The 18,911-nt window shown below is 36.8% G+C and carries 16 protein-coding genes and 1 pseudogene; 10 read left to right on the top strand and 7 right to left on the bottom strand.

Going from position 1 to position 18,911, the window contains the following annotated elements; all coding sequences use genetic code 11:
• Both AC1ECF_RS10035 and AC1ECF_RS10030 read left to right on the top strand, forming a co-directional pair.
• A partial coding sequence (locus AC1ECF_RS10035) for a hypothetical protein (RefSeq protein WP_480389270.1) occupies positions 1-246 on the top strand: 246 nt, incomplete at its 5' end.
• A pseudogene (locus tag AC1ECF_RS10030) lies at positions 243-694 on the top strand (VOC family protein). The gene AC1ECF_RS10035 and the pseudogene AC1ECF_RS10030, both read left to right, overlap by 4 nt.
• A gap of 170 nt (positions 695-864) precedes the next feature.
• Here the strand turns inward: AC1ECF_RS10030 and AC1ECF_RS10025 are convergent.
• The 7 genes from AC1ECF_RS10025 to dnaA all read right to left on the bottom strand — a co-directional run bounded on the left by AC1ECF_RS10025 (position 865) and on the right by dnaA (position 10,871).
• On the bottom strand, positions 865-1,968 hold the full coding sequence (locus AC1ECF_RS10025) for an HD-GYP domain-containing protein (protein ID WP_480389269.1): 1,104 nt from the start codon (positions 1,966-1,968) through the stop codon (positions 865-867).
• Positions 1,969-2,189: 221 nt separating this feature from the next.
• Entirely contained in the window at positions 2,190-4,691 is a 2,502-nt protein-coding gene (gene gyrA / locus AC1ECF_RS10020) for a DNA gyrase subunit A (protein WP_480389268.1), read from the bottom strand.
• Positions 4,692-4,718: 27 nt separating this feature from the next.
• Positions 4,719-6,641: a DNA topoisomerase (ATP-hydrolyzing) subunit B gene (gyrB, locus tag AC1ECF_RS10015; protein WP_480389279.1), complete on the bottom strand. Its 1,923-nt coding sequence runs from the start codon at positions 6,639-6,641 to the stop codon at positions 4,719-4,721.
• A 46-nt stretch (positions 6,642-6,687) separates the two neighbouring features.
• Entirely contained in the window at positions 6,688-7,800 is a 1,113-nt protein-coding gene (recF, locus tag AC1ECF_RS10010; protein WP_480389267.1) for a DNA replication/repair protein RecF, read from the bottom strand.
• Between the two features lies 1 nt (position 7,801).
• A complete protein-coding gene (gene yaaA, locus AC1ECF_RS10005; protein WP_480389266.1) occupies positions 7,802-8,029 on the bottom strand; it encodes a S4 domain-containing protein YaaA in 228 nt (75 codons plus the stop codon).
• Positions 8,030-8,222: 193 nt separating this feature from the next.
• Entirely contained in the window at positions 8,223-9,359 is a 1,137-nt protein-coding gene (gene dnaN / locus AC1ECF_RS10000) for a DNA polymerase III subunit beta (protein ID WP_480389265.1), read from the bottom strand.
• A gap of 168 nt (positions 9,360-9,527) precedes the next feature.
• A complete protein-coding gene (dnaA, locus tag AC1ECF_RS09995) occupies positions 9,528-10,871 on the bottom strand; it encodes a chromosomal replication initiator protein DnaA (protein WP_480389264.1) in 1,344 nt (447 codons plus the stop codon).
• Between the two features lie 535 nt (positions 10,872-11,406).
• Here dnaA and rpmH point away from each other — a divergent pair.
• The 8 genes from rpmH to noc all read left to right on the top strand — a co-directional run bounded on the left by rpmH (position 11,407) and on the right by noc (position 18,904).
• Entirely contained in the window at positions 11,407-11,541 is a 135-nt protein-coding gene (gene rpmH / locus AC1ECF_RS09990) for a 50S ribosomal protein L34 (RefSeq protein WP_480389263.1), read from the top strand.
• A gap of 74 nt (positions 11,542-11,615) precedes the next feature.
• The gene (gene rnpA / locus AC1ECF_RS09985) at positions 11,616-11,960 is read left to right on the top strand and encodes a ribonuclease P protein component (protein WP_480389262.1); all 345 of its coding nucleotides are present in this window, start codon (positions 11,616-11,618) and stop codon (positions 11,958-11,960) included.
• A gap of 60 nt (positions 11,961-12,020) precedes the next feature.
• A complete protein-coding gene (yidC, locus tag AC1ECF_RS09980) occupies positions 12,021-12,791 on the top strand; it encodes a membrane protein insertase YidC (RefSeq protein ID WP_480389261.1) in 771 nt (256 codons plus the stop codon).
• Positions 12,788-13,528, top strand: a complete 741-nt coding sequence (jag, locus tag AC1ECF_RS09975; protein WP_480389260.1) for an RNA-binding cell elongation regulator Jag/EloR — start codon at positions 12,788-12,790, stop codon at positions 13,526-13,528. The genes yidC and jag overlap by 4 nt, the downstream gene beginning before the upstream one ends.
• Positions 13,529-13,909: 381 nt before the next feature.
• Complete coding sequence (mnmE, locus tag AC1ECF_RS09970; protein WP_480389259.1) at positions 13,910-15,295, top strand: tRNA uridine-5-carboxymethylaminomethyl(34) synthesis GTPase MnmE; 1,386 nt, start codon at positions 13,910-13,912, stop codon at positions 15,293-15,295.
• Between the two features lie 21 nt (positions 15,296-15,316).
• Entirely contained in the window at positions 15,317-17,206 is a 1,890-nt protein-coding gene (gene mnmG / locus AC1ECF_RS09965) for a tRNA uridine-5-carboxymethylaminomethyl(34) synthesis enzyme MnmG (RefSeq protein WP_480389258.1), read from the top strand.
• Positions 17,207-17,228: 22 nt separating this feature from the next.
• Positions 17,229-17,945 (top strand): 16S rRNA (guanine(527)-N(7))-methyltransferase RsmG, encoded by a 717-nt coding sequence (rsmG, locus tag AC1ECF_RS09960; protein ID WP_480389257.1) that lies wholly within the window; start codon positions 17,229-17,231, stop codon positions 17,943-17,945.
• An 83-nt stretch (positions 17,946-18,028) separates the two neighbouring features.
• Positions 18,029-18,904 (top strand): nucleoid occlusion protein, encoded by an 876-nt coding sequence (gene noc / locus AC1ECF_RS09955; protein WP_480389278.1) that lies wholly within the window; start codon positions 18,029-18,031, stop codon positions 18,902-18,904.
• Positions 18,905-18,911 lie beyond the last annotated feature (7 nt).

The raw sequence follows: 18,911 nt of genomic DNA, 5'->3' as shown, positions 1-18,911 counted from the left end.
GATGTCATGTTTGTTTTGCGATATGTTTCAATCGCTGTATATCTTGACGTTTTGCATGTTCAGTTTTCAATGTTCATCGTGTTGCCAAGTCGTTATTACCTCTCGGCGACTTCTATATATTATCAAGGATTTTTATATAAGTCAACACCTAAATCAAATAAAATAGTAAACTTCTTTTTAAATCTTAAAGATGTCTATGTCGAGTTTATTTTTCTAACGAGAAAGCTATTCAGAGAGAAAAGATAAATAGATTAAACTTAATAACACAACAAATGATATTGTAAAATCTCACATGTTTTTTAAAAACCTTGGATTCGATACTTCGATTAGAGGAACAGAGTCTAACCCATACATTATTTTCTTTAAAAATAAAGGAACGAGGATTGCTTTGTATCCTAAAGAGGAGCTAGCTAGAGATATAAACAAAGAAAATCCACCTGCTACGCTAAATGGCTTTGCAGGGATAACATTAGCTTATAATGCAAAATCAATGGAAGAAGTAGATGATATTTTAAACAGAGCTCGTTTGTCAGGTGCAACAATTCAAAAAGAGCCTAAAAAGAATGATTGGGGAGGTTATGGAGGATACTTCACAGACCTTGACGTCTATTATTGGGAGGTTGCTTACGGAGAGGATTGGGAATTTGATGAATCGAACATGTTAATTATTACAGAACAATTCTCAACTGAATGATAAGACAGCAAAATACAATAATTAAAAGTTATATATGAAACCCCCCCTCTTTGATTAGAGGGGGACCTAATTGATTACTCTAATAAACTTCCACTATACTTTGAAAGTATGCATTTACATTTAAGATCCATCATTACTTGATTCCAATATAATAAGACATCGTAAAGATATTAATCCAGTATACTCTCAATGTGTAGTCCTCGGTTAGCAGCTAAATCTAAAATTTCTCCAGATTCCTTCATACGTACCATTGGCCTCATTGGAGAATCTCGATGGAAAAATACAATCTCACCGACTTCTCCATTAGATAATCTAACTCCTGTAGAAATAGGCAAATCACATACTAATGATATTAAAGCATTCACCACTTCGAAATTATATTTCCCGAACTCTTCTTCTTTAATCATCTCTAGCACCTTAAAAGAAGAAGTTTTAGCACGGTATAGTCGCTCAGATGTCATTGCATGATAGACATCTGCAATAGCTATAATTTGAGAGTAAATAGATATTCCCTCTGATTTTTCTCCCTTGGGATAACCGCTTCCGTCCAGTCTTTCATGGTGTTGAAAAATAGCTAGTTTCATCTCTGGCTTTAAAAGCGGACTGTCCTTAATTAACTGAAAGCTAAAAATTGTATGCTTCTTTATTTCGGAGAATTCCTGCTCCGTTAAAGGAGTTTTCTTTTCTCTAATCTTACTATCTATCCTCGCCATTCCAACATCAGCTAACAGTCCTGCAGTGGCAAGCTGATTGATTTGCCCTGCCGGGTAACCTAATTTTTTTGCGATTGCTCCTGCTAGGATACCTACCGCTATAGAATGGTGTGCTACATATTTGTCCATAGAAGAATAACTATTAAGTAGTGCATATATCTGTTTTTCTTCCATTACTTTTTCTATCAGGGGCATTACTATTTTTCTAAGCTTTGCCACATCTACCTTCATCCCAGTTTCCCATGCCGTAAATTCTAGGAAAAAGTTATTTACCGCTTTGTTATAGAGCTGGTTAAAATTCAAAGAGGGCTGCGATGATCTGCTATTGGAAGAATAGCTTTTCTCTCTTTTTAGATCTGCAAGCTCTTCCTCCGTTCGATTAAAAATATTTTCTACTAGGATAGGTACTTTTAATACATTAAACGCATTTAAAACTTCGATATGTTCTCTTTTTATCTTTGTGTTTTTGCGAAGTATTGGTGACTTAGTATTGACTAAGATATCCTCAGCCAAAATACTTCCTAATCTAACCTCTTCTAAGTTTTCTAGTAAATGCTCCATATTTTCCCCACTTATGAAATATTTTATCTTATTATACTAAAATTTCCGTTTTTAGTATATGTATAAAAGGGACCATCTAAAAAGTCATTTTTAGATGGTCCCTTTCCGACGAGAATGGTGGAATTTTGATGCTACGGCAGGAGCAAAACTACATAGCAGATATCCATAAAAAAAGGAAGGGCGCCTCATAAGTTATCTACTTATGGGACACCCCCTTTCTTTTATTCTTCAGAAGTTACTTCTTCATCGATGCCTTCCTCTGTAGATTCAGCATCTCCATCTGTTTCTTCTGCTTCTTCTTTTTCTACTTTTGCTACGGTTGAGATTAACTCTTCGTTCCCTAATCTCATCAGTCGAACTCCTTGAGTACTTCTACCAGTTACAGAAATATCATTTACATCCATACGTATTAACATACCATTGATAGTGATTAACATCAGATCTTCATCGCCAGAAACTGCCTTTACAGCAGATAAAGGACCGTTCTTATCGGTAATTTGACAAGTTTTCACTCCCATACCGCCACGGCTTTGCACACGGTATTCTGATTCAGGTGTTCGTTTTCCATAACCCTTTTCAGTAACAACTAGTATCTCTTGTCCTGGCTCAATGATTTCCATACCTACAACATAGTCATCATCTTTTAATCGGATACCTCTTACTCCACCAGCAGTTCTTCCCATTGAACGGATATCGTCTTCATTAAATCTAAGCAATTTACCTTCACGAGTTCCAATAATAATTTCTTTATTGCCATCTGTTAAGCGAACAGCGATTAACTCATCCTCTTCACGTAAAGAGATCGCTATTAAGCCATTAGAACGGATGTGGGCAAAACTTGAAACTGGTGTACGCTTGGTTACCCCTTGTTTTGTCGTAAAGATGAAGTAATTATCCTCTTCAAACGATGACATTGGAATCATAGCAGTTACCTGCTCATCTTTATCAATTTCTAATAGGTTGATAAGCGGAAGTCCTTTTGCAGTTCGTCCGAATTCAGGTACTTCAAACCCTCTTGCACGATAAACTTTCCCTTTATTTGTAAAGAATAAGATTGTATCGTGAGTAGATGTATACAATAAATGCTCAACGAAGTCATCCTCGTTAGTGCCCATTCCTTGTACACCACGTCCACCACGCTTCTGACTCTTATACGTATTTGCAGGCAAACGTTTTATATACCCTTTATTAGTTAAAGTAAGCACGGAATTTTCCATAGGAATTAAATCTTCGTCCTCTAGTATTTCTGCACCACCTGCAACTATTTCTGTTCTTCTTGCATCGGCATAACGTTCTTTGATTTCTTTTATTTCATCTTGAATGATTTCTATTACTCGATATTCATTCGCTAAGATGAACTTAAGCTCGTCAATCAACTTAAGAAGAGAGTTATACTCTTCTTCAATTTTATCTCGTTCTAACCCTGTCAAACGTTGTAGACGCATATCTAAAATTGCTTGGGCCTGTCTCTCAGATAAGTTGAAGCGCTCCATTAAACCATTTTTCGCTTCTTCCCCTGTTTGAGATCCTCGAATAAGGGCAATTATTTCATCAATATGATCAAGAGCAATACGTAAACCCTCTAAAATATGAGCGCGATCCTCTGCCTTATTCAACTCAAATTGTGTTCTACGACGAATAACTACCTTTTGATGCTCTAAATAATGATAAAGCATCTCTTTCAAATTCAGTACCTTTGGTTGATTGTCCACTAGTGCTAGCATATTTACACCAAAGCTAGATTGTAAAGCTGTTTGCTTATACAGGTTATTAAGTAAAACATGAGAGTTTGCATCCTTGCGAACCTCGATGACAATTCGCATACCATTTCGATCAGATTCATCTGCTAAATGTGTGATGCCATCAATCTTTTTATCACGTACTAACTCTGCTATTTTTTCAATTAAGCGAGCCTTGTTTACTTGATAAGGAAGTTCTTTTACAATAATGACTTCTTTTCCACTAGATTTTTGCTCAATTTCCACTTTGGCGCGTACTAATAATGAACCTCTTCCAGTTTCATAAGCACGACGAATACCGCTGCGCCCCATGATAATTCCCCCTGTTGGGAAATCAGGACCTGGGATAATGTTCATTAACTCATCCACTGTGATAGCTGGATTCTCTGATAGCGCCAGTACTCCATCGATTACTTCTCCTAGATTATGAGAAGGAATATTGGTAGCCATCCCAACCGCAATACCGGAAGCACCATTTACTAAAAGATTTGGATATCTACTTGGTAATACAACAGGCTCTTTCTCTTGGCCATCGTAGTTATCCTTATAATCGATTGTATTTTTATTGATATCTCTTAATAGCTCTAATGCTATTTTAGACATTCTGGATTCCGTATATCGCATCGCAGCTGCTCCGTCACCATCTACGGAACCAAAGTTCCCATGACCGTCTACGAGCATATAGCGATAACTAAAATCTTGTGCCATACGCACCATTGCCTCGTAAATAGAGGAGTCACCATGTGGATGATATTTCCCCATAACATCTCCTACAATACGGGCTGACTTTTTGTGAGGCTTGTCCGGTGTATTTCCTAACTCTTGCATTCCATACAGGATTCGACGATGCACAGGCTTTAGCCCATCACGAACGTCTGGCAAAGCACGAGAAACAATAACACTCATCGCATAATCAAGAAAGGAGGTTTTCATCTCATGACTAATATTTATTCCTCTTACACCTTTATTCGGTATTTCTGACATCCTAAAGACCTCCAATCACACACATTCTTATATATCAAGATTTTTCACGTATACTGCATTTTCTTCGATAAATTGTCTTCTTGGCTCTACTTCTTCACCCATCAGCTGCTCAAAGACTTTGTCAGCCTCCATGGCATTATCAAGATTAACTTGTAATAGAGTGCGAGCATCTGGATCCATTGTTGTTTCCCAAAGTTGGTCGGCATCCATTTCTCCAAGTCCTTTATAACGCTGGATATTTGGTTTAGAAGTTTTCGGTAGACGCTCAAGAATTTCTTTCAGCTGTTCATCATTGTAGCAATACTCTACATGTTTCCCTTGCTTCACCTGATAAAGAGGTGGTTGCGCAGCATACACATAGCCCGCTTCGATTAATGGTCTCATAAATCGGAAGAAGAATGTAAGTAATAACGTCCGAATATGAGCACCATCCACGTCCGCGTCTGTCATGATGATGATTTTATGGTATCTTGCTTTATCTAGTGTGAACTCTTCTCCTATTCCAGTACCAAGTGCCGTAATCATCGCGCGGATTTCAGCGTTTCCAAGAATTCGATCTAAACGAGCTTTCTCAACATTTAGGATCTTTCCTCGAAGCGGAAGAATTGCTTGGAAATGTCTATCACGACCAGATTTCGCTGAACCACCGGCAGAGTCACCCTCTACTATATAGAGTTCACTTTCAGAAGGGTTTCGTGATGAACAATCCGCTAGTTTACCTGGTAAGCTAGAAACTTCTAAAGCTGACTTTCTACGAGTAAATTCTCTCGCCTTTTTTGCAGCTAAGCGTGCTCTGGCCGCCATTAAACCTTTGTCCACAACTTTTCTAGCAATTTGCGGGTTTTCTAATAAAAAGCGCTCAAAGCCTTCAGAAAACAAGCTATTGGTAATAGCACTAACCTCTGAGTTCCCCAGTTTAGTTTTTGTTTGTCCTTCGAACTGTGGATCTGGATGCTTAACAGAAATAATCGCTGTAAGTCCTTCTCTCACGTCATCTCCAGATAAATTTGCCTCTGATTCTTTAAGAAGGCCATTTTTTCTAGCATAATCGTTTATTACACGAGTAAGGGCCGTTTTAAAGCCGGACTCATGCGATCCACCCTCATAGGTATTAATGTTGTTAGCGAAAGACAGGATATTAGAAGAATAGCCTCCGTTATATTGCATAGCTATTTCTACAGATATTCCATCCTTTTCACCTTCTACGAAGATAGCTTCCTCTGTAAGAGGCTCCTTAGATTTATTTAAATCCTCTACATAAGATTTAATACCGCCCTCATATAGATATGTCTTCGATTGCTCTTGACCTTCGCGCTCATCAGTAATCGTAATAGAAAGCCCACGATTTAAATAAGCTAGTTCACGTACACGATGAGCAAGAATATCGTATTCATATACGGTGGTTTCTGTAAATATTTCAGCATCTGCTTTGAATCTTGTAGTAGTACCAGTATCTTCGGCATCTCCAATAACTTCTAATGGAGAAATAACTGCTCCACGTTTAAATTTGATGCTATGCATTTTTCCTTCACGCTTAACGTATACTTCTGTATATTCGGATAGAGCGTTAACAACAGATGCACCTACGCCATGAAGACCGCCTGATACCTTGTAGCCTCCGCCACCAAATTTACCGCCTGCATGGAGCACAGTCATAATTACCTCTACCGCAGGTTTACCCATTTTCTCTTGAATATTTACTGGGATTCCGCGTCCATTGTCTTCTACGCGAATCCAGTTATCTTTTTCAATTGTCACGATAATATGATCGCAGTAACCTGCAAGTGCTTCATCAATACTGTTATCTACTATTTCCCAAACTAAGTGATGAAGACCTTTTCCGCTTGTTGTCCCAATATACATCCCAGGACGCTTACGAACAGCTTCTAGTCCTTCCAACACTTGTATCTGGTCTGCATCATAAGATGGTTGTAATTCTTTTTCCTCCATAGTCAACTTGCTCACCTACTCTTTCACTTCTATCATTGTGAATCTTTTATTTATCAATCGTTCCCTGTTCCACATGAAACATTCTTGCTTGTTGTATCGTTTCATGCGCTATTCCATCCACACTAGTGGTAGTTACAAAAGTTTGGACGTCTCCATGAATCGTATTTAATAAATGAGACTGTCGATAATCATCAAGTTCCGATAATACATCATCCAGCAATAAAACAGGAGCCTCTCCTACCTCCTGTTTTATCAACTCGATTTCAGCTAGCTTTAAAGACAATGCAGTTGTTCGTTGCTGCCCCTGTGATCCATATACTTGAACATCATAGTCGTTTACGAAAAACTTTAAGTCATCTCGGTGGGGACCATACAAGGTAACCCCTCGATCTAATTCTCTTTTTTGATTCTCTTTTAATTTATTTTCAATATGAGTCTTCATACTATTTTCAGACCAATCCGCTTCAATACCTATAGTAGAGTCATATGCAACTGTTAGCTTTTCTAATCCTCTAGAAATACCTAAGTGAATTGGCTCGGCCCACTTTTGTAGGTAATCCATGAATTGGAATCTTTTTTGTACTACTTTTACTGCTGCTTCTACGTATTGCTCTGTATAAACGTCAAACATCACATCATCTAGTTTGGACTTCCCTTGATGTTGTTTTAATATATGATTTCGTTGTTTAAGCACCTTTTGAAATTGTAATAAATCATGAAGATATACCGGAGAAATTTGTCCAATCTCCATGTCAAGAAATCTTCTTCTGACTTGGGGACTGCCTTTTACCAAATTCAAATCTTCAGGTGCAAACATCACGACATTTAATTGACCAATATAATTGCTCAATTTTGTTTGCTCTATATGATTTACTTTTGCTTTTTTACCTTTTTTTGAAAGTGTTAGCTCTAATGGTAAACGTCCATACTTTTTTTGAACATCACCTTTTATTCTACCATAGTCTGCTTCCCAACGTATCAATTCTTTATCGTTGGAAGTTCTATGTGATTTTGCCATGGATAAAACATACAAGGATTCCATTAGATTTGTTTTCCCTTGAGCATTTTCACCAATCAACACATTAATCTTGGAGGAAAAGTCTAGCTCAATTGAATCATAATTACGGAAGTTTTTTAGTTCTATGCGTTCAATATACATACTATGCCCCGTTCTCAGGTCCAACCATTAGAAATCTTCCTACCCCTGGGATATTCACAACATCTTTATTATAAAGCTTACGACCTCTTCTTTGATCTGCTTCTCCGTTTATATAAACGATATTTTCACTTAGAAACCATTTAGCGGCTCCTCCAGAATCAATAGCATCTGTCATTTTTAATAACTGTCCGAGTGTAATATACGGCGAATCAAATTGTATCTCTTCCAACTATTATTCAACCTCTTCTCATTTTCTTTATCCCTTCATTTTACTCCAAATTAGCAAATATGTAAAAAAGATAGCCACATAAGTGACTATCTCTGATGAAAATTTCTTATAGAAGAATCGATTATTACGTGGAAAAAGAAAAAGTCCTTACTGATATTTTCACTTATGAACAGGATTTATTATTCCTCCATAATTAATAAGTTCTTACCGGCAATATTAACTGTAAGATGGAATCATCATGTACCGATTTTAAAACAAATGGTCTCATAGCTCCTGTGAATAAGATTTTTACATCTTGTCCATCTATTGCTTTTAAAGCATCCATCATATATTTAGCACTGAAGGAGATTTTTAATTCCTCCCCATCGATAGTTTCCGCTAGAATTTGTTCTTCTACCTTTCCGATTTCCGGAGAATTAGAGGAAACCTCCACATATCCTTGTTCAACTGTAGAGAAGCGAACAACATTGTTTCTTTCTTCCCTAGCTAATAGAGAAGCACGGTCAATAGCTTGGAGTAGTGATTTTCCGTTTACAACAATAGTTGTCTTATATTCACTAGGAATTAAACGAGAAGTGTCTGGGTAATTCCCTTCTAATAATCGAGAATAGAATAATACATTTTCTGCTTTAAAAAGAATCTGCTGCTGAGTCATGACAATTGCAACCTCAGAGGAGGTTTCTTCTAATATTTTGTTTAATTCATTCAGGCTTTTACCAGGAATGACAATACTATATTCTTCTTCAGGTAGATCCTTTAATGCTGTTTTTCTTTTAGCTAGACGGTGACTGTCTGTAGCAACACAGTTTAGCTCTCCGCCTTTTACTACCCAGTTAACTCCAGTTAGCACTGGTCGACTTTCAGATGTAGAAACGGCGAAAACTGTTTCTCGAATAATCGATTTTAATAAATCAGATGGCATGAAAAATTGATGCTCTTCTTCAAGTTGTGGAAGTAAAGGATATTCAGATGCATCTAATCCAATCAAGTTAAATTCTGTTTTTCCTGAACGAATATTCGTTTGAAAATAATTTGTTACTTCGATTACTACATCATTTGTAGGTAGCTTACGAATGATTTCATTAAACATTCTTGCTTGTAAAACGATAGTTCCTGGTTCTATTACTTGTATTATTTGCTCGCCATCTTTTTCTACTGGAAGAAAGGTTTGAATGGTGATATCTGAATCACTTCCTGTAATATATAACCCTTTTTCAGTTACTTCTAATTTGAGTCCTGTCAAGATTGGAATAGTTGTTTTTGAACTTACAGCTTTCATTACATCATTTAAGCCTTCTAACAAACTATCTCTCATTACTTCAAATTTCATTTTAGTACCTCTCTTATATAATTATTTATTTAAAAGATTAATAGATATAGTAATAGGGCTTGTGGATATGTTGATAACCGTATAATTCTCTTATACAGCCTCGATATCCACATGTGAATAACCTGTTCTTAAGTAGAATGAAAAAATGAAAAGTTATCCACATAGTTATTATCTTCCGAGGATAGATTTTATTTGCTTTAAATCATTTTGTAAATTTAAGTCGTCCTTTAGCATTTTAGAGATTTTTTCATGAGCATGGATCACTGTTGTATGATCTCGACCACCGAATTCCTCACCTATTTTAGGTAAGGAGAAGTCAGTAAGTTCTCTGGAGAGATACATAGCAATTTGTCGTGGAAATGCAATGGATTTTGTTCTCTTCTTTGCAGTGAAATCCTCTAATTTAATATGAAAATGCTCTCCAACAACCTTTTGAATATCCAATATAGTAATAATACGAGGTCTTGCATTTGGCAGTATATCCTTTAATGCTTCCGCTGCCAATTCTATATTAATGTCTTTATTCACTAATGAGGAGTAAGCTACTACGCGAATTAACGCGCCTTCAAGCTCTCGGATATTGGAATCTATTTGGTTGGCAATATAGGCCATTACCTCATCTGAAATATCAAGACCATCTGCACGAGCTTTTTTTCTTAGAATCGCAATTCTTGTTTCTAAATCTGGAGGAGCTATATCAGTGATTAGTCCCCATTCAAATCTCGATCTTAATCGGTCCTCTAGAGTAGGTATTTCTTTAGGAGGACGGTCACTTGAAATAACGATTTGTTTTGATTCCTCGTGGAGGGCATTAAAGGTATGGAAAAATTCTTCTTGAGTTGATTCTTTTCCAGCTAGGAATTGAATATCATCTATTAGTAGTACATCGACATTTCGATATTTATTACGAAAATCAACTGCTTTGTTGTCTCGAATGGAATTAATAAATTCATTTGTAAACTTCTCAGAAGATAAATAAACCACTTTTGCATTCGGATTGTGTTCTTGAACATAATGTCCAATCGCGTGCATTAAGTGGGTTTTTCCTAATCCAACACCTCCATATATGAAAAGAGGATTATATGCTTTTGCTGGTGCTTCTGCTACTGCTAGGGAAGCTGCATGCGCAAACCTATTCCCAGAGCCTATTACAAAGGTATCGAAAGTATTTTTTGAGTTAAGCATTCCGGGCGAAAACTCAGACTGTTCATTTTGTGTAGCAGGAACTTTTGGTTTAGGGATGTCAAAATCATTGAAATCCTGGTTCTTTGGTACAACAAATGAAATTAATAGTTCATTACCGGTAATTTCATTTAAAATACCAGCTATTAAATGAACATAGTGGTTCTCCAACCAATCCCTAGCGAAGGAATTGGGTGCTGCAATGGTGACAGTTTCTCCTTTATAAGAAAGAAGCTTCGTGGATTTTAACCAAGTCTCAAAACTCGGTTTAGAAGTTTTCTTTTCTACTTCGGAGAGAACTTTTGCCCAAAGTTCTTCTAAGTGTTCCAATTATTTAATCTCCTTTTTCTTAGATTTTCGTAGAGACGAACAATTATTTTTGTATTCCCTTGTTTTGCTTAAGTTTTCCTCTTATATATGTATAAAATAAGTTATATACACAAATCCACGACTTGTGGATAAAGTTTATAAAGGTATGGGGAAAAATATTATCCACAGATTACTAACAACTGTGGATAAAGTTTTCAGTCAGTTTTTAAGAAGAATAGTAAAACACAAACATCGTATCAAAAATACGTTGCAATTACAAGTTTTTTTAAGGTTATCCACAATATTAATATAATTAACAAAAAGAGTTGTCCACAGCTTATGATTATGTGAAAAACTTGTTCATAAGCTATGTGGATATTTTTTGTGCATAAAATTTTATTAACAGTCTCTATGAATAGCTTTGTGGATAAGTGGGGATTCCTTATGGATAGAAAGAATACTAATTAAGCATTGACAATTAGGGGTTAGTTTTTATATAATATCCAAGACTGTCTAAGGAACTTTTATAGATGATCATTCAGGAGGTGTCATATAGATGAAACGTACATTCCAACCAAATAGCCGTAAGAGAAGCAAAAATCACGGTTTCCGTGCGCGTATGAAAACAAAGAACGGTCGCCGCGTATTAGCAGCACGTCGTGCAAAAGGAAGAAAAGTATTATCAGCATAAGTCCACTGACCATCTCAGTGGTCTTTTTTTTCTTTTAACTTTTAAAATGTTAGTTGGAGCAGGTGAATTGATCGGTGAATAAGAAACAGAGGATAAAGAAGAATACAGAGTTCCAGCATATTTTTAAAAAAGGAAAATCATTTGCCAACAGACAGTTCGTGATATATAGCATAGATAACGATCAGGAATATTTTCGCATTGGAATATCTGTAAGCAAAAAGGTAGGAAATGCTGTAGTTAGGAATCGTATTAAGAGATATATCAGGCAAACCTTTTTAGAATTAAATGACTATGTATTCCCGAAAAAAGATTATATTATCATCGCCAGGAATCCGGCGGCCAACCTCGACTTCCATGAAACCAAGAAGAGCTTAGAACATGTGCTAAAAATAGCGAAGGTTTTAAGAAAGAAAAGCTAGTGAAGTCTTTTCAACGTAATGGTAAGATAGTGGAAGATATAAAAATTAGGGGGAAGAAGGTTGAAAAAGAGAATATTCCTAGTAGTAATGCTTATCATGATTACTACTTTTTTAGCAGGCTGTACTGAATTTAATGAGCCAATTTACGAGGACTCGGAAGGTTTTTGGAACGAGTTTATCGTTTGGCCACTAGTATCATTTATTACCTATTTTAAAAACTTACTTGGCACATATGGGCTAGGTATAGTAGTGGTAACAATCATAATTCGATTGGTAATTTTACCTCTGATGATTAAGCAGACTAAAAATTCGAAGAAGATGCAGGAAATTCAACCTGAATTAAAGGCACTTCAGCAAAAGTATGCTTCTAAGGATGCAGTTACACAGCAAAAGTATCAACAAGAAATGATGGCCTTATTTAAAGATAGAGGAGTTAATCCTGCAGCGGGCTGTTTGCCGATTTTTATACAAATGCCCATATTAATAGGTTTCTATCATGCAATAAGCCGAATGAATAATACGCCTGAGATTAACTTAGGAGATTTTATTGGATTTACTCTAGCAGAGCCGAGTATAATATTAGCAGTTCTAACTGGGGTTATGCAGTTGATCGTGTTAAGAACAGGACCTGCAATGGACAACCCTCAAATGAAAATTATGATGTATATTATGCCGTTTATGATAATGGGATTTGGTATGGTAGTACCTTCAGCCCTAACCTTGTACTGGGTTATTGGTAATATTATCTCCATTATTCAAAACTTATTCATTTATAAACCTTGGAATAAACCGAAAACAATACCTGTTAAAGCGGGAGGGGCAAAAAAATGAAGCAGATTACACAGACTGCGCCTACAAAGGAAGAAGCTATAAGTGTTGCACTTGAAAAACTTGGAGTAATGCAAGAAGATGTGTCAATTACCGTAGTGGAAGAAGGGAAAAAGGGCTTTCTCGGTTTTGGGGCCAAGCCTGCAGTTGTGGAAGTTACTGTTTTAGAAAAAGAAGTTGCTTTAGAAAAGGATTTTGAAGAAGACCTTGTTGAGCATGTAAGTGAGTCTCAAGAATACGTTGTTACCTTAGTAGAAGAGGAAAAGAAAGAGCTTGTTCCAAATAATGACCAGGCAGTTGCCGAAACGATTGCTTATCTAATGGATATCGCCAAGCAATTGGATATCCAAGACTTAAAAATAGAGGAAAAGAGAGAAGGAAAATTCATATACCTTCACTTAAATAGCGAAAAAGCAGCTTTGCTTATTGGAAAAAGAGGTCAAACGCTGAATGCCTTAGAGAATCTTTCCCAATTAGTTGCCAATAAGTTTTCACAATCCTTTATTATTATCAAATTAGATGTAGGGAACTACCGTGAGCGAAGACAAGAGTCTCTTGAGCTCCTTGCTGAAAAAATGGCAGACAAGGCTGTCCGTACCGGAAAAAAGGTAGAATTAGAGCCAATGAGCTCTTATGAAAGAAAAATTATTCATCATGCACTTTCTGTTCGAGTAGATATTGAAACTTACTCGGTAGGAAAGGATCCAAACAGGTTTTTAGTGATAGAACCAATAAAATAACGAAAAAACGGATTTTGGCACAGATGCTGAAATCCGTTTTTCTTCGCAGAAAGATTTTATGAAACCAGAGTTTGGAAGGAAGTAGGCACTTGCGTTTTTCGAGGTGTCTAGCTCCAGCGTCTTTCCCTCAAGGTAAAATGTGAAAAAGCTGTGGAGCTGCCTCCTCTTTTTTCCTCATTTACTTGTCGGGGAAGAACAAGGAGCTTGCGCTTTTCTTGTAAAAAAATGATTAGTTGGTAACGGTCTTTTTTTATTCACATAAATAAAAGGTTCTAGACTTCTGATTTGGGTCAATTTATGTTATTGTTATATGTTAGATAGTCATGTTCATTTCAGTTATCCACATGTGAATAACTGAGGAAAGATAGGAGGTGGACGTCAATGGAATTTGATACAATAGCTGCTATTTCTACTCCACTAGGAGAAGGGGCAATTGCCATTGTGAGACTAAGTGGTGAACAGGCGATTGAAATAGCTGAGAAAATATTTCGTTCTCCTAACGGCAAGAGTTTAGCTTCCCAAGCATCTCATACAATCCATTACGGTCACTTAGTAGATCCGAAAAATGGGGAAGTAGTGGAGGAAGTCATGCTTTCCTTGATGAAAGGTCCCAAGACATTTACAAGAGAAGATGTTGTCGAAATAAATTGCCATGGAGGTCTTGTGTCTGTTAACCGAGTTCTTCAACTGGTATTGATTAATGGAGCACGACTTGCTGAACCGGGTGAGTTTACAAAACGTGCTTTTTTAAATGGTCGTATAGATTTGTCTCAAGCGGAAGCTGTGATGGATTTAATACGAGCAAAAACCGATAAGGCGATGAACGTAGCGCTTGGTCAAATGGAAGGTCGTCTATCAAAGCTAATCCAATCGTTGAGACAAGCGTTACTTGAAACATTGGCTCAGGTAGAAGTAAATATTGATTATCCTGAATATGATGATGTGGAAGAAATGACGCTTCCATTGATGATAGAGAAAGGCAACTGGGTGAGGGATGAAATAGAGAAGCTATTGGTCACTTCATCCCAAGGAAAAATCCTTAGAGAGGGTCTTTCTACTGCTATAATTGGTAGACCGAACGTCGGAAAATCTTCCTTATTAAATAGCTTAATACATGAAAATAAGGCGATTGTTACAGATATAGCAGGAACTACACGTGATATTATAGAAGAATATGTAAATGTGCGTGGTGTTCCTTTAAAGCTTGTCGATACTGCTGGTATTAGAGAGACAGAGGATATTGTCGAACGTATCGGTGTCGAGAAATCAAGACAAGTATTAAAAGAAGCGGACTTATTGTTGTTGGTGTTAAATAATTCAGAGCCACTTACAGATGAAGACAGAAGATTGTTTGAAACTGTAAAAGGGATGGATTATATCGTTATTATCAATAAAACGGACTTACCAACTCAATTAGACCACGAGGAAGTAAAGAAACTCTCAGGAGACAAACGCCTAGTCACAACCTCTTTATTAAAAGAAGAAGGGGTGGACGAGCTAGAAGAGGCAATTGCTTCTCTGTTCTTTGAAGGGTCCATTGAAATTTCTGATATTACGTATGTATCGAATGCCCGTCATATTGCTTTATTAAACCAAGCAAAGGCAACAATTACCGATGCAATTGAAGCTGCACATAACAATGTCCCAGTGGACATGATACAGATAGACGTTACAAGAACGTGGGAGATATTAGGCGAGATTATTGGGGATACTGTGGAAGAAAGCCTGATTGATCAGTTGTTCTCACAATTTTGTTTAGGAAAATAATAAGGAGAGGAAGAAACGAACATGCCAAACTTTGAAGCAGGCAAGTTCGATGTGATTGTCGTTGGAGCAGGACACGCAGGAGTAGAAGCTGCACTAGCCGCTGCAAAAATGGGTGCCAAAACCCTTGTTCTAACAATAAATCTAGATATGATTGCATTTATGCCGTGCAATCCATCCATCGGAGGACCTGCAAAGGGAATTGTCGTGCGAGAAATAGACGCACTAGGCGGAGCCATGGGAAAAGTAATAGATAAAACACATATTCAAATGAGAATGCTTAACACAGGAAAAGGTCCTGCTGTCCGAGCGCTAAGAGCTCAAGCAGATAAAGTGTTATATCAACATGAAATGAAGAAATTGTTAGAGGAACAAGACAATCTAACGATTCACCAAGCAGTAGTAGAAGAGTTGCTAGTGGAAGATAACACGATTGTTGGTTTAATAACACAAGTAGGGGCTATCTATAGAGCTAAAACCGTAGTAATTACCACTGGCACTTTCCTACGCGGGGAAATCATTATCGGTGACTTGAAATATTCTAGTGGTCCAAACAATCAACAGCCGTCTATTAAATTGGCTGACAGCATACGAAACTTGGGCTTTGACCTTGTCCGATTCAAAACGGGAACGCCCCCTCGAGTTAATAGTAAGACGGTTGATTACTCTAAAACAGAAATACAGCCTGGAGACGATGTTCCACGAGCTTTCAGCTTTGAGACAACGGAGTTCATCATGGATCAGTTACCTTGTTGGTTAACTTATACAAGTGCAACGACTCATCAAATTATAGAAGAGAACCTCCATTTATCTCCTATGTATTCTGGAATGATAAAAGGAACTGGGCCAAGGTATTGTCCATCTATTGAGGATAAAATTGTACGATTTAATGATAAGCCTCGTCACCAAATTTTCTTGGAGCCAGAAGGAAGAAATACGAAAGAAGTTTATGTGCAAGGATTATCTACAAGTCTTCCGGAACATGTACAAAGAAAATTACTAGCTTCCATTCCAGGTCTTGAAAAAGCTGAAATGATGAGGGCAGGCTATGCAATAGAATATGATGCAATGGTTCCAACTCAGCTTTGGCCAACCTTAGAAACGAAAAAAATTAAAAATCTATACACTGCAGGCCAAATTAATGGGACATCTGGCTATGAAGAAGCAGCTGGTCAAGGATTAATGGCAGGAATTAATGCAGCTCTTAGAGTATTTAATAAAGAGGAAGTAGTTTTAAGTAGATCAGATGCTTATATTGGTGTTCTTATTGACGATCTAGTAACAAAAGGAACCAATGAGCCTTATCGTTTATTAACTTCTCGTGCTGAATATCGTCTGTTACTTCGCCACGATAATGCAGATCTTCGTTTAACAGAGATTGCCTATAATATTGGTCTAATTTCTGAAGAACGTTATGAGAAATTTACTTCTAAGAAGAAGCGTATTGAACAAGAACTAGAAAGATTACGTGCTTGGATGGTTAAGCCGAATGATACTACACAAGAGGTTATTCGTAGTGTTGGTGGTAGTGAGCTTAAAGACGGTATACGTGCTGCGGATTTATTAAAACGCACAGAAATGACGTATGATTTAATTGCTCAATTAGCACCAACAGACATAGAGCTAACAGTAGAAGAAAAAGAACAAGTAGAAATTCAAGTGAAATACGAAGGGTATATTGAAAAATCTCTTCAACAAGTAGAAAAATTGAAAAAAATGGAAGATAAGAAGATTCCAGAAGATATTGATTACAATGCTATTTCAGGTCTTGCTACGGAAGCGAAACAAAAGCTGATGCAAGTTCGTCCATTGTCAATTGCCCAAGCATCTCGTATATCTGGGGTAAATCCAGCAGATATTTCTATTTTACTCATTTACATTGAACAAGGAAAAATAGCAAAGATCTCTGGTTAGTCTAATAGAAGAGGAGAACACCATGAACGAAGAACAATTTAAGCTAGCCCTCTTAGAAAAAGGAATTGAGCTAAATGATTCTCAAATGCACCAATTTAGAAGATATTATGAGCTATTGGTAGAGTGGAACCAAAAAATGAATTTAACAGCTATTACAGATGAAGAATCTGTCTACTTGAAGCATTTTTACGACTCTATCAGCGCTTCCTTTTATGAAGATTTTTCGGGTTCCTATTCTGTTTGTGATGTGGGGGCGGGAGCAGGATTTCCAAGTATACCCCTGAAAATCTGTTTTCCAAATCTAAAGGTGACAATCGTTGATTCTTTAAATAAACGAATTCAATTTTTAACTCATTTAGCTAAAGAGATACAATTAGATGAGGTTCATTTCGTCCATGCAAGAGCAGAGGAATTTGGACAAAATGCTGATTACAGAGAACAATTTGATCTTGTTACTGCTAGAGCAGTAGCAAGACTCTCTGTTCTAGCAGAGTTATGTTTACCGTTAGTTAAAGTTGGTGGAAGGTTTATTGCAATGAAAGCAGCCAATGCGCTAGATGAACTAAAGGATGCACAAAAAGCAATTGATATATTAGGATCTAAAAAAATTGCAGAGTTTACTTTTCTTTTACCTATCGAAAATAGTGAGAGAACGTTGTATGTCTTTTCTAAGATCAAAGGCACACCGAAAAGATATCCTCGAAAACCAGGTATTCCAAACAAAACACCTATTAATTAATGAGGAACGTTCCACGTGAAACATTATAAGTTTCTTTTTGGATAAATGTAGTTTTAAGAGTTATTAAAGGGTGGTGCTAGATGATGAAAAGTCCTTTCTCACGATTTTTTGGAAATTCAGTAAAGCAAGGGCAAGAGGAAATTGTTGAAGAAGCTAGTAGTAATGTGGAAGAAGTTGTACAAGTCCCGATAGAAAAAATTGTTCCAAACAGGTACCAACCAAGGACTGTTTTTGATGATTCGAAAATAGAAGAGCTTGCAAGAACGATCCATACACACGGAGTAATACAGCCAATCGTTATTAGAAAAATGGAAGACGATAAGTATGAGATTATTGCAGGTGAACGACGTTTCCGAGCAATGACAAAACTGCAGTGGAAAGAAGTACCTGCAATTGTTCGAAATTTAAGTGATAAGGAAACAGCTTCGATTGCATTAATAGAAAATCTTCAAAGAGAAGAGTTAACAGCAATTGAAGAGGCTGTTGCTTATCAGAAATTATTGAAGCTCCATGATTTGACGCAAGAGGCGCTTGCCCAAAGGCTAGGTAAAGGACAATCCACTGTTGCGAATAAGCTTCGATTGTTAAAGCTGCCAGAAGTAATACAACAAGCTATTATGAACAAACAGTTATCGGAAAGACATGCAAGAGCTTTAATGCAATTAAAGGAAGAAGAATTACAAATTCAGTTAATGAATGAAGCAATAGAACAACAATTAAATGTAAAACAATTAGAGGACAAAGTTTCAATTATAAACAATCCGATAGAGAAAGATGAAAAGAAATCTAAATCTAAACCTAAGCGAAAAGCTGTGAGTAAGGATGTTAGGATTGCTCTAAATACTATTAAACATTCACTTTTTATGGTAACTAAAAGCGGGATTGATATAAAAACAGAGGAAGAAGATACAGACGATTTTTATCAAATAACAGTAAAAATACCCAAAAAGAAATCATAAATATATT

The organism is Psychrobacillus sp. Z3-81 (genome assembly GCF_056620325.1).
The sequence above is the reverse complement of the archived record's forward strand: the minus strand, read 5'-3'. Positions and strand labels throughout refer to the sequence as shown.

Bases quoted from the DNA above. Each gene is read 5' to 3' on its own strand.
- gyrA (WP_480389268.1), bottom strand. From the start codon at position 4,691: ATGTCAGAAATACCGAATAAAGGTGTAAGAGGAATAAATATTAGTCAT.
- AC1ECF_RS10025 (WP_480389269.1), bottom strand. From the start codon at position 1,968: ATGGAGCATTTACTAGAAAACTTAGAAGAGGTTAGATTAGGAAGTATT.
- dnaN (WP_480389265.1), bottom strand. From the start codon at position 9,359: ATGAAATTTGAAGTAATGAGAGATAGTTTGTTAGAAGGCTTAAATGAT.
- gyrB (WP_480389279.1), bottom strand. From the start codon at position 6,641: ATGGAGGAAAAAGAATTACAACCATCTTATGATGCAGACCAGATACAA.
- jag (WP_480389260.1), top strand. From the start codon at position 12,788: ATGAAGCAGATTACACAGACTGCGCCTACAAAGGAAGAAGCTATAAGT.
- recF (WP_480389267.1), bottom strand. From the start codon at position 7,800: ATGTATATTGAACGCATAGAACTAAAAAACTTCCGTAATTATGATTCA.
- noc (WP_480389278.1), top strand. From the start codon at position 18,029: ATGAAAAGTCCTTTCTCACGATTTTTTGGAAATTCAGTAAAGCAAGGG.
- rsmG (WP_480389257.1), top strand. From the start codon at position 17,229: ATGAACGAAGAACAATTTAAGCTAGCCCTCTTAGAAAAAGGAATTGAG.
- mnmE (WP_480389259.1), top strand. From the start codon at position 13,910: ATGGAATTTGATACAATAGCTGCTATTTCTACTCCACTAGGAGAAGGG.
- mnmG (WP_480389258.1), top strand. From the start codon at position 15,317: ATGCCAAACTTTGAAGCAGGCAAGTTCGATGTGATTGTCGTTGGAGCA.
- rpmH (WP_480389263.1), top strand. From the start codon at position 11,407: ATGAAACGTACATTCCAACCAAATAGCCGTAAGAGAAGCAAAAATCAC.